We start from the raw sequence: 24733 nt of genomic DNA on the forward strand, positions 1-24733 counted from the left end.
GCTGCGGGGGCATCGGGACCACGATCGGGAGTGCGGGTGCTGGTACTACTCATCCTCCACCTCGTGGCCGCCCTCGCCGCGCCGCTGCTCGTCCGCTGGTGGGGTCCGCGAGCGTTCTATCCGCTGGCGCTGGCACCGGCCGCCGCGTTCTGTTGGGCACTGGCCCGCACCCCGGCCGTCGCCGACGGCGGCGCGGTTGTCGAGACGTACCCGTGGATCCAGGAGCTGCACCTCGACATCGCGTTGCGGGTCACCACCCTGTCCTGGCTGATGACCCTGTTGATCGGCGGCGTCGGCGCGCTGGTGCTTGTCTACTGCGCCAGATACTTCAAAGCAGGCTCGGCGGGGCTGGCGCAGTTCGCCGGGGTCCTGGTCGCCTTCGCCGGCGCGATGCTCCTGCTTGTCTTCTCCGACGACCTGCTGCTGCTCTACGTCGGCTGGGAGCTGACGACTGTCTTCTCGTACCTGATGATCGGCCACAGCACCGAACGGCGGTCCAGCCGGTGGGCGGCGGCGCAGGCGCTGACCGTGACCACGCTTGGCGGGCTGGCCATGCTCATCGGGTTCATCATGCTCGGCGAGCACGCCGGCACCTACCGCTGGTCCGAGATCGCCGCACAGCCGCTGCCCGGCGGCGGGTACCTGATCGTGGCGGTGCTGCTGATCCTGGCCGGTGCGCTGTCCAAGTCGGCGGTGTTGCCGTTCAGTTCCTGGCTGCCGGCAGCGATGGCGGCACCCACGCCGGTGAGCGCGTACCTGCACGCCGCCGCGATGGTCAAGGCCGGCGTCTACCTGGTCGGGTTGCTCGCGCCGGTGCTCGCCACTGTCGACCCGTGGCGGCCCGTGGTGCAGATCGCGGGCGTGGCCACAATGCTCGTCGGTGGTTGGGCGGCCCTGCGGCAGACCGACCTGAAGCTGCTGCTGGCGTACGGGACGGTCAGTCAGCTCGGCCTGCTGATCGCGGTGACCGGCGCGGGCACCCCGGCCGCCGCTCTGGCGGGCACGGCAATGCTGCTGGCACACGCGCTGTTCAAAGCGGCGCTGTTCCTGGTCGTCGGCATCATCGACCACGGCGCCGGCACCCGCGACCTGCGTCAGTTGTCAGGCCTGCGGCGCTGGTCCCGGCCGTTGTTCCTGGTCGCGATCCTGGCTGCGGCGTCGATGGCAGGCGTGCCGCCGCTTGTCGGCTTCGTGGCCAAGGAGGCGGTGTTCGCGGCCTTCACCGACCAGCCACTGCTCCTCGCCGGGCTGGTCGTCGGGACGGTGTTCACCGTCGCGTACAGCGCCCGGTTCCTGTGGGGCGCGTTCGCAGACCGGGAGGGCGTGGAACCTGTCGCACCGGCCCCGATCGCCGCGTCGATGCTCGTCCCGCCGGCCGTGCTCGCAAGCATCGGGCTGCTCGCCGGCCCCGCCGCCGCAGTGCTGGACGGCCTGCTGAGCCCGTACGCCGAGCTGTTCGGCGCGGTCGACGCGCACCTGGCGCTCTGGCCCGGCGTCACCCCGGCGCTCGGCCTGTCCGTGCTGGCGCTCGCCGGCGGCGGTCTGCTCTTCGCCATGCGCGGACCCCTCGCGCCGGTGCTGGCACGCCTCCGCTCGCCGGTGAGCGGCAACCAGGGGTACGAGTGGGTCGTGAGTCGGTTCGACCGGCTCGCCACCGATGTGACAGGGGCGACCCAGCGGGGCTCCCTCCCGCAGTACCTGGGCATCATCTTGGTCACCCTTGTGGTGCTGCCCGGCGGCGCGATGCTCGCCGCCGGCCCGTGGCGAACCCGCATTCCACTCTGGGACAACCCCCTGCAACCGGTGGTCGTGGTGGTGATCGCGGTGGCCGCGCTGCTCGCGGTCGGCGCCCGCCGACGGCTGACGGCGATGCTGCTGGTGGGGGTGACCGGCTACGGCACCGCGATGCTCTTCATCCTGCACGGCGCGCCCGACCTCGCGCTCACGCAGTTCTTGGTGGAGACCGCGACCATCGCGGTATTCGTGCTGGTGCTGCGCCGCCTGCCGCAACGGTTCTCGGCCCGCCCGCTGCGCCGCAGCCGATGGACCCGCCGGGCGATCGGCGTGGCCGTGGGCGTGGTGGCCGGTGGGCTCGCCCTCGTCGCGGCCGGCGCTCGCCGGGCGCCGGACATCTCCGCCGCCTTCCCCAGCCTGGCGGTGGACGAGGGGTACGGCCGCAATGTGGTAAACGTGACACTTGTCGACATCCGGGCCTGGGACACCATGGGCGAGGTGTCGGTGCTTGTGGTGGCCGCGACGGGGGTGGCCAGCCTGATCTTCGAGCGGTCCCGCACCGGACCGCGCCCGCGTCGGCCGGAGCCGGTTCCCCGCACGGCGCGGTACGGCCGGCGGGTGTGGCTGCGCGGCGGGCCCACCCTGCACGAGGAGCGGCGCTCGATCGTGCTGGAGGTGATCACCCGGCTGATCTTCCACACGGTGGTGTTGTTCTCCCTGTTCCTGCTCTTCTCCGGGCACAACGCGCCGGGCGGCGGCTTCGCCGGTGGTCTGGTGGCCGGCCTCGCCCTGGTGGTCCGCTACCTGGCCGGCGGCCGGTACGAGCTGACCGAGGCGGCGCCGGTGGGCGCGGGCCTGATCCTCGGCGCCGGGTTGGCAGTGGTGGTGGGCAGCGGCGTCGTGGCGATGCTGGCCGGTGGATCGCTGCTGCAGAGCGCCAAGATCGACGCGTCGTTACCCCTGATCGGCGATATCCATCTGGTGACCTCGCTGTTCTTCGACATCGGTGTGTACCTGATCGTGATCGGGCTGGTGCTGGACATCCTGCGCAGCCTCGGTGCCGAGGTGGACCGGCACATCGAGGCGACCGGAACCGGATCGGGCGGACTGGCCGTCGACAAGGGAGACCGGCCATGAGTGTGAGTCTGCGAGCGCGGCCAGTCGCGAAGCGCGGTGCGTCATGACGGCAGGTAACGCTGGGCCGACTGTGGTGTTGGTGCTCGCCGTCGCGGTGCTTGTCGGCTCCGGCGTGGTCCTGATGCTGGAGCGCAGCCTGACCCGGATCCTGCTCGGCGTGATCCTTGCCGGCAACGGGGTCAACCTGCTGATCCTGCTGGGTGGGCGACCCGGTGGGGCGCCGGTCGTGGGCACCGGCCCGGTGGAAGAGATGAGTGATCCGCTGTCGCAGGCAATGGTGTTGACCGCCATCGTGATCACGTTCGGGTTGTCGGCGTTCCTCCTCGCCGTGGCGTACCGCAGTTGGTATCTCACCGGGGACGACGAGGTGCCCGACGACCTGGAGGACCGGCAGATCATCCGCCAGGCCGAGCGCAACGAGGTGGGTGCCGTCGACCACGGCGGAGAGGGCCCGGACGGGGACCTGGAGCAGGTCGATCCGGAGCCGGCGCGCCGTCGGCTGCGCCACGAGGGCGAGCCGGGATGACCGGGACGACGTGGGGGATTCGATGAACAGGCTGTTGCCGCTGCCGGTGGTGGTGCCGTTGCTGGGTGCGGCGCTGACCCTGCTGCTGGCGAGCCGGCCCCGGATCCAGCGTTCGGTGACCGTGCTGTGTCTGTCGAGCACGTTCGTCGTCGCGGTGGTGCTGCTGGTGCAGGCGTACCGGTTCGGGCCTGTGGTGTTGGCGATCGGTGGGTGGCCGGCGCCGGTCGGCATCGTGCTCGTCGCCGATCAGCTCGCCGCGCTGATGGTGGTGGTGTCCTCGGCTGTCACCCTGTGCGTGCTGCTGTACTCGATTGGCCAGGGCCGCAGCGAGACGGCCGAGACCACGCCTGTGGTGATCTTCCACCCGACGTACCTGGTGCTCACCGCGGGTGTGACAAACGCGTTCCTCGCCGGTGACCTGTTCAACCTGTTCGTCGGCTTCGAGATCCTGCTGGCGGCGAGCTTCGTGCTGATCACGCTTGGCGGCACCGAGGCCCGGATCCGCACCGGGTCGACGTACGTGGTGGTGAGCATCCTCTCCTCCATGATCTTCCTGGCCGCTGTGGGTCTGGTGTACTCCGCCACCGGCACGCTCAACCTGGCGCAGCTCGCGCAGCGGCTCGACGAACTACCCGACAACGTCCGGTTGACGCTCCAGTTGATGCTGCTGCTCGCGTTCTCGATCAAGGCGGCGGTCTTCCCGCTGTCGGCCTGGCTACCGGACAGCTACCCGACCGCGCCGGCTCCGGTGACGGCGGTGTTCGCGGGGTTGCTCACCAAGGTGGGCGTCTACGCGATCATCCGCACCGAGACCTTGCTCTTCCCCGGTGGGCAGGTAAGCGGCCTGCTCATGGTCGTCGCCGGGTTGACAATGGTGGTCGGCATCCTCGGTGCGGTGGCGCAGTCCGACATGAAGAGACTTCTGTCGTTCACACTGGTCAGCCACATCGGCTACATGATCTTCGGGGTGGCGCTGAGCACGATCGCCGGGCTCTCCGGCGCGATCTTCTACGTGGTGCACCACATCACCATCCAGACCACGCTGTTCCTGGTCGCCGGGCTGGTCGAGGAGCGGGCAGGCAGCACCGACCTGCGCCGTCTCGGCGGATTGGCCCGGGTGGCGCCCCTGCTCGGCGTGCTGTTCTTCGTTCCGGCGATGAACCTCGCCGGGGTGCCACCGTTCTCGGGCTTCCTCGGCAAACTCGGTCTGCTCCAGGCCGGGGCGGCGGCCGGCGGGGCGCTGCCGTGGGCGCTTGTGGCGGCCGGCACGTTGACCAGCCTGCTCACCCTCTATGTCGCCTCCCGGGTCTGGAACATCGCGTTCTGGCGGTCACCTCAACTGGCCACCAGCGAGCCGGTCGTCCGGCTGCCCAACCTGATGGTCGGCGCCACAGTCGCCCTCGTCGTGTTCGGGCTGGCGCTTACCGTGCTCGCCGGTCCGCTCTTCGACGTCACCGCCGACGCGGCCGCCGACCTGCTGTCGCGCACCCCGTACGTGCGGGCCGTGCTGCCGGGTGGTGCGCCGTGACCGAGCCGCGCGCAACGAACCCGTCGTCCACCCCCGAGCCGTCCACGCCGCCGCGGGGCCGGCTCGGGCGCTGGCGGGACCAGGCAGTCGCCCTGGGCTGGCTGGTGGTGGTCTGGTGTCTGCTCTGGGGCGAGATCAGTTGGGCAAACGTGATCGGTGGTCTGCTCGTGGGCGGCGCGGTGCTTGTGTTCTTCCCGCTGCCCCCGGTCACCTTCGGTGGCCGGCTGCGGATCTGGCCGCTGCTGGTGTTCGTGGGCCGGTTCCTCATGGAGTTGGTCAGCGCGAGCCTGCACGTCGCCCGGATCGCCGTGCAGCCCGGATACCGGCCGCGCGGGGCGATCATCGGGGTGCGGCTGCGGGTGCCGACCGACCTCAACATGGCCCTCACCGCCGAGGCGGTCTCGCTGGTGCCCGGCACGCTGATCCTCGAGGTGGACCGGAACGCCGCGACGCTCTACCTGCACGTGCTGGACACCCACGGCCCGGAGGACCTGACCCTCGCCCGGGAACGCACCCACGCGCTGGAGCGGCGGATCGTCCGGGCGGTCGGCAGCGCGGCCGAGGTGCGCTGCGTCGAGCCCGATACCGCCGAGAAGGGATGCAACCCGTGATCTTGATCGTGGCCGCTGTCCTCACCGCACTGTTGTCGGTGACCGCGCTGCTCGCGTTGATCCGGCTCTACCGGGGCCCGTCACTGCTGGACCGGGTCATCGCCGCGGACATGCTGCTCGCCACCATGATCGGCGCGGTGGGTGCGGAGGCGGCGATCAACAGGCACTCCACCACGCTGCCCGTGCTTGTGGTGCTCTCGCTGCTCGGCTTCGTCGGCTCGGTGTCGCTTGTCCGCTTCGCCGTACGGGAGCAGGCGTGATCGGCGTGGTCGCCGACTGGGTCGGCGCGGCCTGCCTGGTGGCGGGTGCCCTGCTGGCGCTCGCCGCCGGGATCGGTGTGCTGCGCTTCCCGGACACCCTGTCCCGGATGCACGCCGCCACGAAGCCCCAGGTGCTGGGGGTGCTCCTGTTGCTGCTCGGCATCGCCCTGCGGCTGCGGTCACCGTCCGACATCGGCATGGTCCTGTTGGTGGGCGTGTTCCAGCTGGCCACCGCGCCGGTGGCGGCGCAGATGATCGGCCGGGCCGCCTACCGCTCGGGGCGTCTGGACCGAAACCTGCTCGACGCCGACGAGTTGGCCGAGCGCGAGCCGAGCGGCGGGCAACTGGGGTGACGGTCGGCGCGGTGAACCGGACGATGAGCGCCTTCGGCCCACCCTCAGCGGAGTCCCAGCGAGCGCCGATAAAATGACGGCATGATCGACTCGACTGCCCAGGAGGGCAGCAGTAGCCAGCCGGGTTGTGCCCGGCATATTCCCGCCCCGACGACCCCGGGAGCCCTGAGCGACCCGTGTTGATCGTCGTTGGTCTTCTTCTGATCACCGTGCTCACCGCCGCCACCGGCTACTTCGTAGCGCAGGAGTTCGGCTACGTCGCCGTGGACCGGGGCAAGCTGCGCCAGCTCGCCGACGACGGCGACCAGGCCGCCGCCCGGGCGCTGCTCGTCACCAGCCGGCTCTCCTTCATGCTCTCCGGTGCGCAGCTCGGCATCACCGTCACCGCCCTGCTCGTCGGTTACGTCGCCGAGCCGTACCTCGGTGGTGGCCTCGCCGAGCTGCTCGGCGTGGCCGGCGTCAGCAAGTCGGTGAGCCTGCCGCTGTCGGTGGCGCTTGCCCTTGTCATCGCCACAGTCGTGCAGATGGTCCTCGGCGAGCTGGCTCCGAAGAACCTGGCCATCGTCCGGGCCGAGTCGCTGGCCCGGGCGTTGAGCCGGTCCACCCTCATCTATCTGACCGTCGCCGGGCCCCTGATCCGGCTCTTCGACCGGGCGTCGGTGCGCCTGCTGCGGCGCTTCGGCATCGAGCCGATCGAGGAGCTGCCCAGCGGCGCCACCCCTGCCGACCTGGAACAGATCATCGCCGAGTCCCGGCAGGAGGGCAGCCTGGACCCCGAGATGTCCACGCTGCTCGACCGGGGGCTCGACTTCCGCGAGCTGACCGCGGGCGAGGCCATGGTGCCGCGGGTCGACGTGCACACCGTACGGGCTCACGAGCCGCTGAGCCGGGTCGTTGAGTTGCTGGACACCGGCCACTCCCGGTTCCCGGTGCGCGGCGCGGAGGGCGTCGACGACCTGATCGGCATCGTCGGCATCGCCGACGTTCTCGGCGTACCCCCGGGGGAGCGGGCCACCACTCCGGTGAGCGCGGTGGCGGGGCCGCCGTTGCTCGTACCGGAGACGTTGCCGCTGCCCACGGTGCTCGACCGCCTGCGGTCCGGGCACCGGCAGATGGCCTGCGTGGTCGACGAGTACGGCGGCTTCGCCGGTGTGATCACGCTTGAGGACATCGCGGAGGAACTGGTCGGCCCGATCCGGGACGAGGACGATCCACCAGACCGGGCGCCCGCCCGACAGGACGACGGGTCCTGGGTGGTGCCGGCCCGCTGGCGGATCGACGAGGTCGCCAACAGCACGGGCATCGCGTTGCCCGAGGCCCCGGAGTACGACACTCTCTCCGGGTTGGTGATGCGGGAGTTGGGCCGGGTGCCGGAGGTCGGTGACCGGCTGGAGATCAGCCTGGCGTCCGAGGGTGCGGACGGCGAGGACCACGGCGCGGAGCCGCGGGCGCTCGTCGAGGTGCTGGCCGTGGACCGGCACGTGGCCGACTCGGTGCGGTTGCAGTTGACCACGCCGGGGGTGATCGCATGAGCCCCGGAGTCGCGCTGCTGACCTCGGTGGTGCTGCTGGCACTCAACGGGTTCTTCGTGGCCGCCGAGTTCGCGCTTGTGGCCAGCAAGCGGTACCGCCTGGAGCAGGCGGCGGCCAATGGTGGCCGTGCGGCCCGAGCCGCGCTCGACGGTGTCCGCGAGTTGTCGCTGATGCTGGCCGGGGCGCAGTTGGGCATCACGCTGTGCACCCTGGGGCTGGGCGCGCTTGCCGAGCCGGCGATCGAGCATCTGGTCAGCCCGCTGCTGCACGTGGTGGGTGTGCCGGACGCCGCCAGTCACGTGATCGCCCTGGTCTTCGCTCTCGGCTTGGTCACCTTCCTGCACCTGGTGGTGGGGGAGATGGCGCCGAAGTCGTGGGCGATCACCGACGCGGAGCGGTCGGCGACGCTGCTCGCGTTGCCGTTCCGCGCGTTCGCCCGGGTGGCCCGGCCGGTGCTGTCGGCGTTGAACGCGCTGGCCAACGCGATCCTGCGCCTGTTCGGGGTCGACCAGCAGGATCAGTTGGCCCAGGTGCACGGCCCGGACGAGCTGCGGATGCTGCTGGAGCAGTCCCGCGAACACGGGCTGCTCGGCGCCGAGCAGCACGAGCTGCTCACCAGCATGTTGGAGTTGCAGGGCACGTCTGTGGCGCAGGTGATGGAGCCGTTCGCCACGATGGTCACCGTCGGTCGGGACGACCCGGCCGAGCGGATCGAGCAGGTCAGCCGGGACAGCGGCCGGTCTCGGATGGCGGTGCTGGACGCCGCCGGCGAGGTCTGCGGCCTGGTGCACGTCCGGGAGGCGGTGCGGGTGGTGACCACCGGCCGCGTCGCCACCGCCGGGGAGCTGATGACTCCCGCGTTCACCCTGCCGTCGACGTCCTCGGTCACCGAGGCGGTGGCCGCGATGCGGGCGCGGCAGTCCCAGCTCGCGTTGGTGCGCAACGGTGGTGGCCCGGCCCGTCCGATCGGCTTCGTCGCGCTGGAGGACCTCCTGGAGGAGGTCATCGGCGAGTTCGACGACGAAACCGACACGGTGCCACGAGGGCGACGTATGCGCTGAAACCGGAGGGGTGGTCACTCTTCGCCGAAGTCGAGGTGACCACCCCCCGGGTCCGCGAACCTTGAGGTGACCTCGCCGACGGCGGGGGTGGCCTGGTGGGGGCGCGGTGCGGCTGACGGGGGTGTCTCGGGGGTCCGGCTGGACCGGGCTGTCCGTGCGGACCACGCTGCCCAATCCGAGCACCCGTCCGGGGCTGCGCCTGCCGGGCCGGGTGATGCTCGCGGCCGGGCCGGACGACGTGCTGGTGCGGCACATCCGGCTCGGCCTGGTCACCACTGTCGAGCCGAACGATCCGGAGGCCGCCCGGCGCCTTGTGCAGTTCCACCAACTGCCGATCGCCGGGCGGTTCGTCGTACCCGCTGGTCGGCGGCGGGCTGTGGACTTCGCGTTGCCGTTGCCGTGGGAGACGCCGGTGACCACATTCGGTGGCGTGCCGCTGCTGAGCCTGCGGATGGGTTTGCGAACCGAGGTGTCCGTCGACCCGGATCTCGATCAGGGCGCCATGGTGCCGGTGTTCGTGCACCCGATCCCCACCCAGCAGCACGTGTTCGCGGCGCTTGACACGCTGGGCTTCGCCATCCGTCAGGCCGGGTTGCAGGAGGGCGGGCTGCCCGGGGTGGAGCACACCCTGCCGTTGCACCAGCGCTGGGGCTTCTGGGTGGCCCCGCTCTACGCCGGTCCGATCACCGAGCTGGAGGTGATCTTCGTGACCAACTCGGCGGGTCTGGAGGTGATCCTCTGGATGGACCGCCGGCTGTCGTTGGCCGGGATCACGCACCAGAGCATCAGCAGGTTCCGGATCTGGCACGCGGACGCCGAGCAGCGGGACTGGGTGGCGACAGTGGACGGCTGGCTGCGCCAGGCGATCAACAGGCACGCCGCCGCGGCCGCCCACGCCGACTGGTCGGCGCGGATCACCGGGTCGCCGCATGTCAGCCGTCACCCGGACGAGCCGGTCCGCCCCGGCTACGGACTCGGCGGCACCGCGGGCGGCGCCGGCATCGGTGGTGGCGGTGGCGGTGGCGGGGACGGCACCTGACGCGGGGCTCAGCCGGCGCTGGCCGTGGCGAGTTTGAGGCTGAAGGCGAGGAACAGCGCGGCGATGGCTGTGGTGCCACCGGCGGCCAGTCGGCGGCGTTGGCGGAACTGGGTGGCCAGGAAGGTGCCCGCGAAGATCAACGCGGTCAGGTAGAGCACGCTTGCCACTTGGGCGATGATCCCGAGCAGCAGGAACGACAGTGCCGGCCAGGCGTAGTTCGGGTCGACGAACTGGATGAAGAACGAGATGAAGAACAGGATCGCCTTCGGGTTCAGCAGGCTGATCACCAGCGCCTTGCGGAACGGGCTGCGCATCTCCGCCGGCTTCGCGGCGTCGATGAGCCGCGGCGTGGTCGGGTCGTTGCGGTCGCGCCAGCGCCGCCAGGCGCCGCGCAGCATTGTCACCCCGACATAGGCGAGGTACGCGGCACCGGCGTACTTGATCACCAGGAACACCGGCGGGTACGCCTTGAGCAGCGACGCCACACCGGCGGCGGAGAGGAACATCAGCACACTGTCGCCGACGAACACCCCCGCCGCGGCCCGGTAACCGGTGCTGACGCCCCGCTTGGCGGCGGTGGAGAGCACGAATAGCGAGTTGGGTCCGGGCAGCAGAACGATGGCCACGGTGCCCAGTACGTACGTCCAGATGTCGGTGATCCCCAGCACGCCCGTCATCATCACGCCACAGGTGCCGTCCGGCGAAGTCTTTCCCGCAGCCTGGTTTGTGCGTTCGACCACTCGTCGACTGTCATCGCGTACTGCACGGTGTCCCGCCAGGAGCCGTCCGCGCGCTGCCGGTGCATCCGCAGCACGCCCTCGCGGGTGGCGCCGAGCCGTTCGATCGCGGCCTGTGAGCGGACGTTGCGGATGTCGGTGTGCCAGGCCACCCGGACCGCGCCCAGCTCGTTGAAGGCTCGGCCCAGCAGCAGTAGCTTCGCCTCGGTGTTGATCCCGGTGCGCCACCACGGCCGGCCCAGGAACGTGTATCCGATCGCCACCGACCGCCGCTGTGTGTCGATCTCGTAGTAGGAAGTGGTGCCGACCACCGCCCCGGTCACCGCGCAGCGCTGCACCCAGGCCACCCGCTCGCCGCGCTGCTGTGCGGCAAGGGCGGCGGCGACCACCGCGGTGGTCCCTGCGGGCTCGGTGGGCCGCGCGACGCCGAGGTGTCGCCAGACCTCGTCGTCGGCGGTGGCGGTGTGCAGTTCGTCGGCGTGCGCCAGGTCCAGCGGCTCCAGCCGGACGTGCTCGCCGTGCAGCGGCACCGGGTCGTGCCAGGGCGTGCGGGCCTCCCGCAGGTACGCCGGCAGCGGCGCGGTGACCCCGGCGTCCGGCTCGGGCTGCCCCGCGGTCAGCCGCAGCGGCAGCACGCCGGCCCAGTGCGGCAGGTGCAGGTCTGCCTCGTCGTCGCGGACGCCGCCGGTGCGGGCGCGGACCGACACCTCGCGGAGTGGCAACGCCAGCACCGCGGTCTCGGCCAGCTCGCGGCGTGTGGGTGGGCGGCTGTCGCCGCTGCGGCCGGTGCCGACCTTTTCGACGAGAGCCGTGAGCATGGCGCTCTTCTCGTGCTCGTCGGTGACCAGCCGGGCGGTGCCGAGCGCCACCACCGAGCGGTAGTTGGCGCTGTGGTGGAACTGGGACCGGCCGTAGACCAATCCGTCGAGCACTGTCACCGCGACGCAGACCGGCAGCCCGTCGCCCCGGGCGGCGAGCAGTGGCCGGCTGCCGGTGGAGCCGTGCAGGTAGAGCGTGTCGCCGATGCGGACGTGCAGGGTGGGCAGCACCCGTGGCTGGCCGTCGACGGTGAACCCGAGCGCGCAGTGGTACGCCTCGTCGAGTACGGCGTGTGCGGCGGCCCGGTCGTAGCTCATCCGGTCGCGGGAACGGCTGGGGGTGGTCCGGGCGGTGGGTGGGTACATGGTCACCCCTTTGTTCTAGTACAATCTCTTATTTGTGCCAGCACGCTATCAGTTCACCGGAACGACGGCCGCCGCGATTTCGGCGAGCATCGAGTCGGGCATCCGCACCGGTGCCCTGCCGCCGGGCGCCGCCCTGCCCCCGGTGCGGGGGCTCGCCGCCGAGCTGGGTGTCAGCCCGGCCACCGTCGCCCGCACCTACCAGGAGCTGCGCCAGCGTGGACTCCTCGCCACCGCCGGACGGCACGGCACCCGGGTCCGCTCCCGCCCGCCAGTGGCCGCCCGCCGCTCCGCACTGCGCCCCGCGCCGCCGCCCGGTGCCCGTGATCTCTCCCGGGGCGAGCCCGACCCCCTGCTGCTGCCCGCGCTCGGCCCGCACCTCGCGGCGCTCGCCGCCGACGCCGGCCCGCCGGTCGGCTACTCCCACGCCGGGGTGCTCCCCGAACTGGCCGAGGCGGCCCGCGCCCGGCTGAACGCCGACGGCGTGCCAGCCTCGGAGATCACCCTCACGGGAGGCGCGCTGGACGGCATCGAGCGGCTGCTCGGCGCCCACCTGCGCCCCGGTGACGCGGTGGCGGTGGAGGACCCGGGCTGGGCCAACCTGCTCGACCTGATCGCCGCCCTGGGGTTGCGCCCGATCGGCGTACCGCTTGACGACGAGGGGCCACTGGCTGCGGGGGTGGCCGCCGCACTGGCCGCCGGCGCCCGCGCGCTCGTGGTGACCAGCCGTGCGCAGAACCCGACAGGCGCTGCCGTCTCCGCCGCCCGCGCCGAGGAGCTGCGGGCGCTGCTCGCCGGTCGACGGGACCTGCTGCTCGTCGAGGACGACCACGCTGCCGAGCTGGCCCGCGTACCCCTGCACCCGCTCGCCGGTGCGACAGCGAGTTGGGCCTTCGTGCGCTCGGTGAGCAAGCCCTTCGGCCCGGACCTGCGACTGGCGGTGCTTGCCGGTGACGAGACCACCGTGGCCCGGGTGGCCGGCCGCACGCGGGTCGGTGCCGGGTGGGTCTCCACGGTGCTGCAACGGCTGGTCCTGGCCCTCTGGCGGGATCCGGCGGTCACCGAGTTGGTGGAGCGGGCGGCGCAGAGCTACGAGCTGCGGCGCGAAGGGCTGCTTGCCGCGCTGGCCGAGCACGGCCTGGTCGCGCACGGCCGCACCGGCATCAACGTCTGGCTGCCGGTGGCGGACGAGACGAGCGCGGTCACCGCCCTGCGCGACGCGGGTTGGGCGGTGGCCCCCGGCGCCCTCTACCGAATCGCCGCCCCACCGGCCCTCCGCATAACCGTCAGCCCTCTAACAACAAACGACCTGATCCCCCTAGCCACCGCCCTAACCCGAGCAACAAACCCCACCCCACCCCCCGGCTTCCCAACCTGACCCCTGACCACCCTTCCCACCCCCGCGATCTTGCACTTTGTGTCGCGGATATGCGTCTTATGCGGTGTTTGTCGGGGCAGGAAGTGCAAGATCGGGGCGGTTCAGGGCGGGCGGGGCGGGTATGCGGCGCCGGGAGGTGGGGTTATGGCTTCGAGTGGAGCGCGTAAGGGAGTCTGGATCGCGGTGGCGGTGGTGGTGGTCATCATCGTCATCGTGCTTATCGCGATGGCTTCAGGTGGCGGCGATGGCGGTGGCGGCGGTTACTGACGTGGGGGCGGTGGGCGTCCCGGTCGTCGGCATCGAACGGGTATATAACAGTCGGCATGGCCGAGCAGACCCGCAGCGCCCCGGGCGCCCAGCGGTTCATCCCACCTGACGCCGACACCATCGACGAGCTGCGCACCGCGGCTGGCGGCTGTCGGGGCTGTGAGCTGTATCGGGACGCCTCGCAGACGGTCTTCGGTCGAGGCGACGAGAGTGCTCGGGTGGTGCTGGTCGGTGAGCAGCCCGGCGACATGGAAGATCAGAAGGGTCTGCCCTTCGTCGGCCCCGCCGGTCGGCTGTTGCGCAGGGCTGTCGACGACGCCGCGCTGGATCCCGCACAGCTCTACCTGACAAATGCCGTAAAGCACTTCCGCTTCGAGGTGCGCGGCAAGCGGCGGATCCACCAGACCCCCGACCAGGTGCACATCACCGCCTGCCGGCCCTGGCTGGTCGCCGAGTTCGCCCGGTTGCGTCCGGAGATCGTTGTCGTCCTCGGCGCGACAGCCGCCAAGGCGCTGCTCGGCCCGTCCTTCCGGGTCACCCGGCAGCGGGGAGAGTTGCTGCCCTGGCCCGCGTCGGCCCAGCACCCGGAGGACTTCCAGCGGGTGCCGGTGGACGACGCCGGAAAACGGGCCGACGCCCCGCCGGCCCGCCTGTTGGCCACCATCCACCCGTCGGCGGTGCTGCGCGCCGACGACCAGGACAAGGCCTACGAGGGTCTGGTCGCCGACCTCACCGTCGCCGCCCGCGCCCTGTAGCGAGCCGGGCGGCGAAACCCACTGCCGCTTGTCGGCGCGGGTGCGCGAGGATGGGTCACCCCCGTCCCGAGGAGCGCCGATGGCCACCGACCTGACTGCGCCGCGTACCGCCCGGCCCGACGTCGCGTCGATCCAGCGGCGGACTCTGCGCCTGCTCTTCGGCACCCAGATCATCGGCGGCGTCGGCGTGACCATCGGCATCGCCGTCGGCGCGTTGCTCGCCGCCCGGATCGCCGGCACCGCGGTGGCCGGCATCGCGCAGAGCGCGGGCGTCGTCGGTGCGGCGCTGCTCGCCATCCCGGTCACCCGGATCATGGCCCGGCACGGCCGTCGACCGGGTCTGGTTGTGGCGTACGCGACAGGTGCCGTCGGCGGCGTGCTCGTGGTGCTTGCCGCGGTCACCCGGTCGGTGCCGCTGCTCTTTCTCGGCATGCTGCTCTTCGGTGGTGGCACCGCCGCGAACCTACAGGCCCGCTATACGGCGGTGGACCTCGCCGAGCCGGCCCGGCGAGGGCGGCAGCTCTCCGTGATCATCTGGGCCACCACGATCGGCGCGGTGGCCGCGCCGAACTTCGCCGCGCTCGCCGACCGCGTCACCACCGGCTGGGGGCTGCCGCCGCTTGCCGGTCCGTTCGCGTTCAGCGCGGCGGCGTTCGTGCTGGCTGGTGGCGTACTCCTCGGATTGCTCCGGCCCGACCCACTGCTCACCGCGCGCCGTCTCGCGGCCGCCGCCGACGTGCCGCCCGCTGCCGCCGCTGCGCCGCCCGCCGCCGTGGTGGCTGAGGCCCCGGCGGCCGGCGGCCCGGTCGACGGCGCGGCCGCCGCGCCGGTCGGGGTGCCCGCGCCGCGCGCCGCCGGGATGCGGTTGGCCTGGTCGGTGGTACGCGGGCAGCCCGCTGCCCGGCTCGGCATCGCCGCCGTGGCGGTGGGTCACCTGGTGATGGTGGCGGTGATGGCGATGACACCGGTCCGGCTCGGTGAGTCGCACGCCGACGCCGATGTGCTGCGGCTGGTCGGCATCGTGTTGAGTCTGCACATCGCCGGCATGTACGCGTTCTCCCCGGTGGTCGGCTGGCTCACCGACCGGCTCGGTCGGCGGGCGGTGATCCTCGGTGGGGTCGGGCTGCTGCTGGCAGCCTGCGCGGTCGCCGGCACCGCTGGGCACCACACGCCCCGGCTCTCGGTCGGTCTGGTCCTGCTCGGGCTGGGCTGGTCGGGGACGATGGTGGCCGGCTCGACGCTGCTGTCCGAGTCGGTGTCGGCAGGCGTGCGGCCGAGCGTCCAGGGGTTCTCCGACCTGATCATGGGATTGGCCGGGGCCGCCGCCGCAGTGGTGAGCGGGTTTGTCATGCAGGTCGCCGGTTATCCGGTCCTCACCCTGCTCGCGGCGGTCGCGACAGTGCCCCTGGTGGCGCTAGCGTTGCGCCCGGTGCCGACCGGGGCACCGGGCGAGGAGGGTTGATCACGTGCGGCTGACCGACTTCTGGGCGCGCTTGGAAGAGGCGTTCGGGCCTGGCTACGCGGCAAGCATCGCTCGCGACCAGGTGCTGTCGCAGCTCGATGGGCGGACCATCGAGCAGGCACTGGCGTCGGGGCAGCAGACGCATGTGGTGTGGCGGGCGGTCTGCGCCGCGTACCCCGACCGCGTGCCCGCCCGACTACGCTGAGCAGCCTTTTCGCCCCTTCCGCGTGTCGCTTGTCGAGTCGTACACCTGTTCGGCTATTGTCCACAGCGGGGTGCTCGTCCACAGCTCGCGGCCCGTCGGCTGGTTTTCTGTCGGACCTAGCGCCTAGCGTGTCCGCGTGACGCGAAGCTCAGCAAAGACGCCGGCGAAGGCAGGGGTGGCAACCATGGCAGCAGGGCCTGACCGGGAGAAGGCACTCGACCTTGCTCTCGCTCAGATTGACAAGCAATTCGGCAAGGGCTCGGTGATGCGGCTGGGTGACCGGCCGGTCGTCCAGACCGCAATCATTCCGACCGGCTCCATCGCGCTCGACGTTGCCCTCGGCATCGGCGGCCTGCCCCGGGGCCGGGTGGTCGAGATCTATGGTCCTGAGTCCAGCGGTAAGACCACGGTGGCGCTGCACTCGGTGGCCAGCGCGCAGCGGCTCGGCGGCATCGCCGCCTTCATCGACGCCGAGCACGCGCTCGACCCGGAGTACGCGAAGGCCCTCGGGGTCGACACCGACGCGATGCTCGTCTCCCAGCCGGACACCGGTGAGCAGGCGTTGGAGATCGCGGACATGCTGATCCGCTCCGGCGCGATCGACATCATCGTGATCGACTCGGTGGCGGCCCTGGTGCCGCGCGCCGAGATCGAGGGCGAGATGGGCGACAGCCACGTGGGCCTCCAGGCCCGGCTGATGAGCCAGGCACTCCGGAAGATCACAGGTGTGCTCAGCAACACCGGCACCACGGCGATCTTCATCAACCAGCTGCGGGAAAAGATCGGCGTCATGTTCGGCAGCCCGGAGACCACCACCGGTGGTCGGGCGCTGAAGTTCTACGCCTCGGTCCGGCTCGACGTGCGACGCATCGAGAGCCTCAAGGACGGCACCGACGTGGTCGGCAACCGCACCCGGGTCAAGGTCGTGAAGAACAAGGTCGCCGCACCGTTCAAGCAGGCCGAGTTCGACATCATGTACGGCAAGGGCATCTCGCGTGAGGGCTCGCTGATCGACGTCGGCGTGGAGCAGGCGATCATCCGCAAGTCCGGCGCGTGGTACACGTACGACGGCGACCAGCTCGGCCAGGGCAAGGAAAAGGCTCGGGAGTTCCTGAAGGAGAACCCGGACGTGGCCGCCGAGATCGAGAAGAAGATCCTGGAGAAGCTCGGCGTCGGGGTCGGCGCGGGTGACGCCGCCGGTGGCCCGGAGCTGCCGCCTGTCGACTTCTGATCGGTCGCTGACCCATGGCAGGACGACGCGCCCGTACGGGGCGGGGCTGGGATGCCAGCCCACCCCGTACGGGCGATGCCAGTGACCCACCCCGTCCTCGACGGGGCCGCCAGGCCGAGCCGCCGGCGGCCAAACCGGAGTCCCCGCCGCGCGACGAGTCTGAGGTGGCCCGGGAGATCTGCCTGCGCCAGCTCGCCGTCCGGCCCCGCACTCGGGCCGAGCTGGCCGGGGTGCTGGCCAAGCGGGGCATCTCCGAGCAGGTGTCGGCCGAGGTCCTCGACAGATACGACGACGTCGGCATCATCGACGACGCCGCCTTCGCTCGCGCCTGGGTGTCCAGTCGGCACACCGGGCGTGGCCTGGCTCGCCGGGCGCTCGCCAACGAGCTGCGCCGCAAGGGTGTGGACGGCGAGGTGGCCACCGAGGCGCTCGGTGAGCTGGACGAGGAGACCGAGGCTGACACCGCCCGCACCCTCGTGGAGCGCAAGCTGCGCACCGCCCGAGGTGAGCCCGACGCGGTCTTTCGTCGGCTGGTGGGGATGCTGGCCCGCAAGGGCTACCCGCCCGGTGTGGCGATCCGGGCAGTGAAGGACGCGCTCGCCGCGCAGAGCGCCGAGGCGGCCGAGTTCGCCGAGCAGATCGACGCCGACGCCCTCGCCGACGCCGAGGGTGACCTCGACCGCGACAGCAGATCGGTCGACTGACCGGCCGGTGATGCGCTCGCGTGCCCAGCAGGGGTGCCGGTGCCGCAGGCGGGTCTCGACGGTGCCCGGGAAGGGTCAGGCCCCGGCCGAGCAGGTGGCGGCGGTTCCTCTCCCGGATTCGGAGGAGGAACCGCCGCCACGGTCAGCTAGCGTCAGAAGTCACACTGGTTGGGGAACTTGTCGCAGGTGGTGATCGTGGCGCCCCGCGGCGGGATGTTGTCCCAGCGGCTGGCGTCCACGCTCGCGAGCGAGCCGTCGCTCATCGCGTCGACGATGGCCCACAGCCCGTTGACGTTCTGCTTGATGATGTAGCCACTGCTCTTCTGGCCGATGCCACCGCGCGACTCGAAGAACATCGCGTTGCTGCGCCAGTTGGCGTACTCGCCCTGCGGGCCCGGCCCGTTGAGCATCGAGGCCGAGGTCACGCCCTCCGGGACGTTGAGGTACGGGTAGCGGGTCACGTTGACGACGCCACTCTTACCCGCGGCGTCCGCGGCCACCACGCCCATCCGGCGAGTCGTGTTCCACTGGTCGGTGGTGAGCATGCCGGGGTCGAGCGAGATGCCGACGGAGAACGTGGTCATCTCGTCGGTGTCACCGACGTAGTAGGTGCCCTGGTGGTGCAGGTCGATGATGTGGTGCGGCTTGAAGCTCGCCCAGGCGTACCAGAAGGCCTGAGATTCGACGGCGCGGTGCCGGGTGTAGCTGGTGAAGTTCCGCTCGGGCAGCGGGGCCTGACCAAGACTGACGCGCACGGCGTTGAGCTGGTCGAAGATCCGCCGGTCGACCCCCCAGTCGCGGTTGAGGTCGATGTTGTTGATGCTGTCCTGCCGCCGGAAGGCCTCAGAGCCGTCGGGGTTGTAGAGCGGGATGATCGCGAAGCTGATCTGCTTCAGAACGTCCCGCGCGTGCTTGCCGCCGGACACCAGGGTCTTCAGGAAGTCCAGCGAGGCTTCGGCGCCGTAGGGCTCGTTGCCGTGGATTCGGCCCTGGATCCAGACCCGGGTGCTCCCGGTGCCGATGTAGGCAACCTCCAGCGGGCGACCCTGCCCGCTGCGGCCGATCTCCTCCACGCGGAGGGCGCCCTTGCTGCGGGCTGCCAGCGAGCGGAGTTCAGCCGAGACCTCTGCGGCGCTGAGCATCGAGGAGCGGTTGACGGTCTCCTGACCCGGCGGGACGAACGGGCCGTTGGCGTTGGCCAGCCCTGGCGCGATCGTGGGGGCGAGCAGTAAGGCGGCCATCAGGGTGAGGTAACGGCGGCGCGGTGTACGCAAGGTGACGTCCCTTCTGGGAATGTCGCGGCAGAGTTCAGCCAGGCATCGTTGCGACCCCACCGTGTTCGTCGCTGGCCTGGCTGCGACCTTCCTATGAGGAAGGTCATGCGAGGTGATCATTCAAACAAGGGGCGTTTTTTCAGGTCAAGCACCGCAGATGTATTCCGTCGAGTGTCCAGCCCTTCGAGGGGTTTACCACCACTGAAGTTCGGCGTCTGTTGGATTCACGCCACGATTTCGGATCGGTAAACCCGACGGGCCCTTTTCCTCCTGGGTGGTGTCGATTATCGGCGTGGCGCCGTCGGTGTGGACAGCGGCCAAGGTTTCGGACATGCGCCCAGGGGCTGATCGCCGGCCTGATGGAAGGTCCTCGGCCGATGTCCTCGGCGGACCACCCGGCCGGGTCGAGGGACCGTTTAGCCGCCGGAGGTTCGTTGGTGGCCGAAATCGGATTAGGGCTGATTTGCGCCACCGGCGGTTCGGTCATCGGCACATTTGTCGAGCCTTCGCAACCTCTTCAAGTTCTGATTGGAGCACGCCTCAGCCAATTGACATCGCACGCGAATTGACGCGGCGGCGCGGCTGTCGCTGCACATTCATTGCACGATAGGTGGCTGCGGCTCGCGGTTCTGTCGTCGGTGTGGCCCGGCCAGCGCCGCGCCAGGAGGGCGGATGACCCACTGCCGGTTGGGGAAGACTACGACGATGTCGACGCGTCGGTGGGTCTTCTTGGTCAGCGGCTCCGATGGCGGGTGGTGCTGATGCTGAAGGCGTGCCTCAACGGTGGCCGAGGTAGTGCGGAGCACCCGGCCGTGCCGATCGCCCCGGCCGAGCTGGCCGCCGACGCGGCCCGCTGTGCAGCACTCGGTGTGGCGGCTGTGCACGTGCATCCACGGGACTCGGCCGGTATCGAGTCGCTCCACCCCGACGCGATAGCCGAGGCGCTGGCCGCGATCCGGACGACCCGCCCCGGGCTGCCCGTCGGGGTGAGCACCGGCGCCTGGATCGAGCCGGACCCGGCCGCCCGGGTGGCGGCGGTCCGGGCCTGGCAGGTGCTGCCGGACTTCGCCTCGGTCAACGCCCACGAGGAGGGCGCCGAAGCGGTCGCGGCGGCGCTGCACGAGCGGGGCGTCATGGTGGAGGTGGGGCTCTGGACGGTCGAGGCGGTCGCCGCGTACCGGGGCTGGCGGGTGCCGGTCGGCCGGATCCTCGTCGAGTGCATGGCCGAGCAGCCTGACGTGGCGCTTGCCGACGCGGCGCGAATGCTCACCGCACTACCGGCCGGGCACCGAGACGCCGCGCGCGGGGAGGTCGGGCACCGAGACGCCGCGCGCGGGGTGGCCGGTAGCCCTGCCGCTGTGCCGGTGCTGTTGCACGCCGAGGGGCCGGGCACCTGGCCGGTGCTCGCCGAGGCGGTCCGAAGGGGCCTGCACACGCGGATCGGCCTCGAAGACACCCTTCAGTTGCCCGACGGCACCCCCGCGCCCGACAACGCGGCGCTGGTCGCCGCCGCGCTCGCCGCCGGTGCCCGCTGACCTGATGTCATCCGCCGACACCCCTGCCGGCACCCGTCGGCGCCGGGGTCATCCGCAGTCCACCGCGACTGCTTGACCATTGAGTGGAAGATCGAGGACAGTCACCGTCGGTGTTGGCGGTCCGGGCGGCGAGGGTGCCCGGCGGCCCCGACGGCCTGAGCTGAACCCGCGTCTGGACCCCCGCTAGCAGTGGCGATCACCGATGGCTGGCCGGGCTGTGGCGAGATTTGTCCAGCAGTGTCCGGGCAAATGTTGGCTCTCCGTGACCCTGCAACTTCTCTCCGTTCGGGGGGTTTGATCATGACTTCTTGACCAGACCACCCCCGGCGACCTAGCCTCGCCATACAGGCTCACATTGCCCGACCAACGCAGGCTAAGTCCACAACATAGATCGCGTAACAGAACAGCATCACTTTGGCCGACTCCGCGGCCTTTGGTGGCAGCTCCGGACTGGCCGGTCCGGAACGCCGCGACAACTGCACCCGGTCGCCGACGTTGCCTGCGGGCACCGCCGGCGGAGAGAGCTACCCACGGCCAGCCGCTCCGGTCGGGCGTCCACAGCCGCAGGAGTGTGCCTATGGCACAGTCGCTGCGGTCTTGACGTTCAGGGGAGGCGGCCATGGCGGGGCGGCGGCACAGGTTCACCGGTAGACCCAGCGGGGTCCCGGCATGAATGCCCTCGACGTCGTGCTCCTCGCGGCCGTCCTGATCCTCGCCGTGGTGGTGGTCGTGGCGGTGCTGGTCGGCGTGCGGACGTTGCGCCGGATGGGTGCGGCACCGGCCCCGGAGGATCCGGCCTTCATCGCCGAGAAGGACCGTCAGGAGCAGTCGCTGGCCGCCCTGCGCAACGCGGCGGACCAGGCGAACAGCACGATCGACGTGGCGAAGTCGGCGGCTGCCGCCGCGCGTACCGAGGCGGCGGCCGCGACGGCCGAGGCGAAAGCGGCGCGGGCCGAGGCCCGGCGGATGCTCGACGACGCCCGCGCCGAGGCGGACACCGTGCTGGAACGGGCGCACAAGCAGGCCGAGGCGGACGCCGAGCAACTGCGTACGACGGCCCGCCGCAGCGGCGAGCGGGAGGTCGCGGTCCTCGCCGCCACCACTCGGGAGCAGGCTGCCGAGGTGGAGCGCCGGGCGGCGCGGATGGACGAGCGGGAGCGGCTGCACACCGAGGAGGTGGAGCGGTTCGCCGAGCGGGAGCGGCAGCTCACCGCGGCGAGCGCCGCCCTCGCGGCGCGGGAGTCGGCTGTCGCCCAGCGCGAGGCCGAGCTGGCCGAGGCGGAGGAGCTGCGCCGCCGTGAGCTGGAACGGGTGGCCGGCCTCACGGCCGACGCGGCCCGGCTGGAGCTGATCGAGGCGATCGAGACGTCTGCCAAGCGGGAGGCGGCGCTGCTGGTGCGGGACATCGAGTCCGACGCCCGCAACACCGCCGAGCAGCGGGCCCGGCACATCGTCGTGGACGCGATCCAGCGGGTGGCAAGCGAGCAGACCGCCGAGAGCGTGGTAAGTGTCCTGCACCTGCCCGGTGACGAGATGAAGGGTCGGATCATCGGTCGGGAGGGGCGCAACATCCGCGCCTTCGAGTCGGTGACAGGTGTCAACCTGATCATCGACGACACCCCCGAGGCGGTGCTGCTCTCCTGCTTCGACCCGGTGCGCCGGGAGGTCGGCCGGCTCACCCTGGAGAAGCTCGTGCTGGATGGGCGGATCCACCCGCACCGGATCGAGGAGGTCTACGACCTGGCCCGCCAGGAGGTGGAGCAGCTCTGCCTCCGTGCCGCCGAGGACGCCCTGGTCGAGGTCGGCATCACCGAGATCCACCCGGAGTTGGTCACCCTGCTGGGCCGATTGCGTTACCGCACGTCGTACGGGCAGAACGTCCTCAAGCACCTGGTCGAGACCGCACACATCGCCGGCATCATGGCGGCCGAGCTGCGGCTGGACGTGCCGACAATCAAGCGGTCGGCGTTCCTGCACGACATCGGCAAGGCGCTCACCCACGAGGTGGAGGGCAGCCACGCCATCATCGGCGCCGACCTGGCTCGCAAGTACGGCGAGCACGAGGACGTGGTGCACGCCATCGAGGCGCACCACAACGAGGTGCCGCCGCAGACCATCGAGGCCGTGCTCACCCAGGCGTCCGACGCCTGCTCGGGTGGTCGGCCGGGTGCGCGCCGGGAAAGTCTTGAGGCGTACGTCAAGCGGCTGGAGCGGATCGAGGAGATCGCCGCCGGCAAGATCGGCGTGGACAAGGTCTTCGCCATGCAGGCCGGCCGGGAGATCCGGGTGATGGTCAAGCCGGACGACGTGGACGACATCGGGGCGGCCGTGCTGGCCCGGGACGTGGCCAAGCAGATCGAGGAGGAGCTGACCTATCCGGGTCAGATCCGGGTCACGGTGGTCCGCGAGTCCCGGGTCACCGAGATCGCCCGCTGATCCGGGTCCTCGACCCCTGTCGAGGAGAAGCGAGAAGGGCCAGCCCGGATGCCGGGCTGGCCCTTCTGCACTGCGTGCGGGGTGTGGGTCAGACGCCGCCGGCGCCCTCGGCCTGGGACATCAGTGCCGCGGGGGGCGGGGCCTGTGCCGGGGTGTTGGCGGTCTTGCGGCCCCGGGCGAGCCGGCGCTGGACGTACTGCGCGAGCTTCGACAGCGAGTAGTTGACCGCGATGAAGAGGACGGCGATCACGACGTACACCTGGATGGGGTTGCCCAGTGCGCCGATGATCTGCTTGCCGATGTTCAGGGTCTCCTCGTAGCTGATGATGAAGCCGAGCGAGGTGTCCTTGAGCACGACCACGAGCTGGCTGATCAGCGCCGGCAGCATGATCCGGAACGCCTGCGGCAGCAGGATCATTCGGGTCGACTGGAACGGTGAGAGACCGAGCGCGGCTGCGGCCTCGCCCTGCCCGCCGGGCAGGCCCTCCATGCCGGAGCGCAGGATCTCGCCGATCACCACCGAGTTGTAGATGGTGAGGCCGATGACCAGATACCACAGGTTGTCGAAGGTGACGCCGAACTCGGGGAAGCCGCGGGCCACGAAGAAGATGGTGATGACCACCGGCAGGCCGCGGAACACCTCGACGCAGACCCGGGTGATCGCGGAGAGCAGCGTGCTCAGCCCGCGCAGCAGGTAGGACAGTGGCGTGGCGAGCCCGGTGAACCTGCGGCCGGTGAGGCTCTTGAGCTGGATCCGCAGCATCGCCAGCAGCGTGCCGACCACCAGGGAGGCCACGATGGCCAGCGCCGCCGCGATCAGGGTGTTCTTGAAGCCGATGCCGATCCGCTCCCAGACGAGGGTGAAGTTCTCGTTGGAGGGGTCGATCAGCGGACCCCACAGGTCCATCGACAACTGGCCTTTTTCGTCCAGGGGTCGGTAGACAAGGAAGTAGGCGCCGACGAGCAGGACCAGCCCGGCGGCGATGCTGCTGATCAGCGTGATTCGCCGCTGCCGGGGCCCGGGAACGTCGTAGAGGACGCTTGTCTGCTGACTCATCGGGCCACCGCCTGTCGCTTCTCGATCCGGTCCAGCAGGGTGCCGAGCGGCACGGTCATGATCAGGTAACCGACCGAGATGCCGATTGCCACCGGGATGAAGGCGTAGCCCTCGGCGCCGGTGAGCTGGTCGGCTGTCGCTGACAGGTCGCCGACCACACCGAAGAAGCCGGCAAGCGCCGAGTTCTTGATCATGGCGATGATCACCGAGCCGAGCGGCACCACCGAGGCCTGCCAGGACTGCGGCAGCACCACGAACCGCAGGTTCTGCCCGAAGGTCAGGCCCAGCGACCGCGCGGCCTCAGCCTGGCCGGGGGGTACCGCGTTGACGCCGGACCGCAGTGCCTCGCAGACGAACGCCGCGGTGTAGAGCACCAGGGCGATAAGCGCGAACCGGAAGTACGGCAGGTCGGTGCCGAGTCGGGTGAACAGCGAGTCGATCACCGGGATGCGGAGGAAGTCCGCGTTGGAGCCGAGCGCCGGCAGACCGAAGGCGGCGAAGAACATCACAACGGTCAGCGGCAGGTTACGGAAGATGTTCACATAGCTGGTGCCGAGTGCGCGTAGCGGCGGCACCGGGGAGATGCGGAGTACCGCCACGATGGCGCCCAGGATGAGGGCGCCGATCGCGGCGAGTAAGCAGATCTGGAGGGTGAGCCAAAATCCACCCGCAAAGACGTCGAACTTGTCGATGAGCACGTTCACGGGTCGGTGTTCCTCCCCACCCTCCA

The 24733-nt window shown here is 70.8% G+C and carries 23 protein-coding genes; 18 read left to right on the forward strand and 5 right to left on the reverse strand.

What is annotated here, in order from left to right; translation table 11 throughout:
• The first annotated feature begins 36 nt into the window (after nucleotides 1-36).
• The 9 genes from ACFY2Q_RS14230 (at nucleotide 37) to ACFY2Q_RS14270 (ending at nucleotide 9781) form a co-directional block, all read left to right on the forward strand.
• Complete coding sequence (locus tag ACFY2Q_RS14230; protein WP_387130163.1) at nucleotides 37-2871, forward strand: Na+/H+ antiporter subunit A; 2835 nt, start codon at nucleotides 37-39, stop codon at nucleotides 2869-2871.
• A gap of 43 nt (nucleotides 2872-2914) precedes the next feature.
• On the forward strand, nucleotides 2915-3397 hold the full coding sequence (locus ACFY2Q_RS14235) for a Na(+)/H(+) antiporter subunit C (RefSeq protein WP_387130164.1): 483 nt from the start codon (nucleotides 2915-2917) through the stop codon (nucleotides 3395-3397).
• A gap of 22 nt (nucleotides 3398-3419) precedes the next feature.
• The gene (locus ACFY2Q_RS14240) at nucleotides 3420-4925 is read left to right on the forward strand and encodes a Na+/H+ antiporter subunit D (RefSeq protein ID WP_387130165.1); all 1506 of its coding nucleotides are present in this window, start codon (nucleotides 3420-3422) and stop codon (nucleotides 4923-4925) included.
• Nucleotides 4922-5536, forward strand: a complete 615-nt coding sequence (locus tag ACFY2Q_RS14245; RefSeq protein ID WP_387130166.1) for a Na+/H+ antiporter subunit E — start codon at nucleotides 4922-4924, stop codon at nucleotides 5534-5536. The genes ACFY2Q_RS14240 and ACFY2Q_RS14245 overlap by 4 nt, the downstream gene beginning before the upstream one ends.
• The gene (locus ACFY2Q_RS14250) at nucleotides 5533-5796 is read left to right on the forward strand and encodes a monovalent cation/H+ antiporter complex subunit F (RefSeq protein WP_387130167.1); all 264 of its coding nucleotides are present in this window, start codon (nucleotides 5533-5535) and stop codon (nucleotides 5794-5796) included. Before ACFY2Q_RS14245 ends, ACFY2Q_RS14250 begins: the two co-directional genes overlap by 4 nt.
• On the forward strand, nucleotides 5796-6149 hold the full coding sequence (mnhG, locus tag ACFY2Q_RS14255; protein ID WP_387130372.1) for a monovalent cation/H(+) antiporter subunit G: 354 nt from the start codon (nucleotides 5796-5798) through the stop codon (nucleotides 6147-6149). The genes ACFY2Q_RS14250 and mnhG overlap by 1 nt, the downstream gene beginning before the upstream one ends.
• 176 nt (nucleotides 6150-6325) lie before the next feature.
• Nucleotides 6326-7681, forward strand: a complete 1356-nt coding sequence (locus ACFY2Q_RS14260; protein ID WP_387130169.1) for a hemolysin family protein — start codon at nucleotides 6326-6328, stop codon at nucleotides 7679-7681.
• A complete protein-coding gene (locus ACFY2Q_RS14265) occupies nucleotides 7678-8742 on the forward strand; it encodes a hemolysin family protein (RefSeq protein ID WP_387130170.1) in 1065 nt (354 codons plus the stop codon). Before ACFY2Q_RS14260 ends, ACFY2Q_RS14265 begins: the two co-directional genes overlap by 4 nt.
• A 106-nt stretch (nucleotides 8743-8848) precedes the next feature.
• Nucleotides 8849-9781 carry a sporulation protein gene (locus ACFY2Q_RS14270; RefSeq protein WP_387130172.1) on the forward strand — a complete coding sequence of 311 codons (933 nt, stop codon included), beginning with the start codon at nucleotides 8849-8851 and terminating at the stop codon, nucleotides 9779-9781.
• Between the two features lie 8 nt (nucleotides 9782-9789).
• On the opposite strand, the gene leuE is transcribed toward ACFY2Q_RS14270, so the two are convergent.
• Nucleotides 9790-10461, reverse strand: a complete 672-nt coding sequence (leuE, locus tag ACFY2Q_RS14275) for a leucine efflux protein LeuE (protein ID WP_387130173.1) — start codon at nucleotides 10459-10461, stop codon at nucleotides 9790-9792.
• On the reverse strand, nucleotides 10461-11702 hold the full coding sequence (locus ACFY2Q_RS14280) for a bifunctional pyridoxamine 5'-phosphate oxidase family protein/GNAT family N-acetyltransferase (protein WP_387130375.1): 1242 nt from the start codon (nucleotides 11700-11702) through the stop codon (nucleotides 10461-10463). The genes leuE and ACFY2Q_RS14280 overlap by 1 nt, the downstream gene beginning before the upstream one ends.
• 34 nt (nucleotides 11703-11736) lie before the next feature.
• Here ACFY2Q_RS14280 and ACFY2Q_RS14285 point away from each other — a divergent pair, with 34 nt between their 5' ends.
• From ACFY2Q_RS14285 to ACFY2Q_RS14315, 7 genes are all read left to right on the forward strand, one after another.
• Nucleotides 11737-13077, forward strand: coding sequence for an aminotransferase class I/II-fold pyridoxal phosphate-dependent enzyme (locus ACFY2Q_RS14285; protein ID WP_387130174.1), 1341 nt, complete (start codon nucleotides 11737-11739; stop codon nucleotides 13075-13077).
• A gap of 144 nt (nucleotides 13078-13221) precedes the next feature.
• The gene (locus ACFY2Q_RS14290; RefSeq protein ID WP_387130176.1) at nucleotides 13222-13344 is read left to right on the forward strand and encodes a hypothetical protein; all 123 of its coding nucleotides are present in this window, start codon (nucleotides 13222-13224) and stop codon (nucleotides 13342-13344) included.
• A gap of 56 nt (nucleotides 13345-13400) precedes the next feature.
• On the forward strand, nucleotides 13401-14099 hold the full coding sequence (locus ACFY2Q_RS14295; protein ID WP_387130178.1) for a UdgX family uracil-DNA binding protein: 699 nt from the start codon (nucleotides 13401-13403) through the stop codon (nucleotides 14097-14099).
• A 79-nt stretch (nucleotides 14100-14178) separates the two neighbouring features.
• Nucleotides 14179-15561: an MFS transporter gene (locus ACFY2Q_RS14300; RefSeq protein ID WP_387130180.1), complete on the forward strand. Its 1383-nt coding sequence runs from the start codon at nucleotides 14179-14181 to the stop codon at nucleotides 15559-15561.
• A 4-nt stretch (nucleotides 15562-15565) separates the two neighbouring features.
• Nucleotides 15566-15766: a DUF3046 domain-containing protein gene (locus tag ACFY2Q_RS14305; protein WP_355167865.1), complete on the forward strand. Its 201-nt coding sequence runs from the start codon at nucleotides 15566-15568 to the stop codon at nucleotides 15764-15766.
• A gap of 184 nt (nucleotides 15767-15950) precedes the next feature.
• Nucleotides 15951-16997: a recombinase RecA gene (gene recA / locus ACFY2Q_RS14310; protein ID WP_053656326.1), complete on the forward strand. Its 1047-nt coding sequence runs from the start codon at nucleotides 15951-15953 to the stop codon at nucleotides 16995-16997.
• Between the two features lie 14 nt (nucleotides 16998-17011).
• Nucleotides 17012-17701, forward strand: coding sequence for a regulatory protein RecX (locus ACFY2Q_RS14315; protein WP_387130183.1), 690 nt, complete (start codon nucleotides 17012-17014; stop codon nucleotides 17699-17701).
• A 152-nt stretch (nucleotides 17702-17853) separates the two neighbouring features.
• On the opposite strand, the gene ACFY2Q_RS14320 is transcribed toward ACFY2Q_RS14315, so the two are convergent.
• Nucleotides 17854-18975 carry a M14 family zinc carboxypeptidase gene (locus ACFY2Q_RS14320; protein WP_387130185.1) on the reverse strand — a complete coding sequence of 374 codons (1122 nt, stop codon included), beginning with the start codon at nucleotides 18973-18975 and terminating at the stop codon, nucleotides 17854-17856.
• Nucleotides 18976-19736: 761 nt separating this feature from the next.
• On the opposite strand from ACFY2Q_RS14320, the gene ACFY2Q_RS14325 reads away from it, so the two are divergent.
• Both ACFY2Q_RS14325 and rny read left to right on the forward strand, forming a co-directional pair.
• Nucleotides 19737-20510 (forward strand): 3-keto-5-aminohexanoate cleavage protein, encoded by a 774-nt coding sequence (locus tag ACFY2Q_RS14325; protein WP_387130187.1) that lies wholly within the window; start codon nucleotides 19737-19739, stop codon nucleotides 20508-20510.
• A gap of 669 nt (nucleotides 20511-21179) precedes the next feature.
• The gene (rny, locus tag ACFY2Q_RS14330) at nucleotides 21180-22946 is read left to right on the forward strand and encodes a ribonuclease Y (protein WP_387130189.1); all 1767 of its coding nucleotides are present in this window, start codon (nucleotides 21180-21182) and stop codon (nucleotides 22944-22946) included.
• Nucleotides 22947-23034: 88 nt separating this feature from the next.
• On the opposite strand, the gene ACFY2Q_RS14335 is transcribed toward rny, so the two are convergent.
• Nucleotides 23035-24003 (reverse strand): amino acid ABC transporter permease, encoded by a 969-nt coding sequence (locus tag ACFY2Q_RS14335; protein WP_387130191.1) that lies wholly within the window; start codon nucleotides 24001-24003, stop codon nucleotides 23035-23037.
• Nucleotides 24000-24707, reverse strand: coding sequence for an amino acid ABC transporter permease (locus ACFY2Q_RS14340; protein WP_387130192.1), 708 nt, complete (start codon nucleotides 24705-24707; stop codon nucleotides 24000-24002). Before ACFY2Q_RS14340 ends, ACFY2Q_RS14335 begins: the two co-directional genes overlap by 4 nt.
• Nucleotides 24708-24733: the final 26 nt, after the last annotated feature.

It is taken from the genome of Micromonospora sp. NPDC000316 (assembly GCF_042898885.1).
In the GTDB taxonomy this organism is placed as follows: Bacteria; Actinomycetota; Actinomycetes; order Mycobacteriales; family Micromonosporaceae; genus Micromonospora.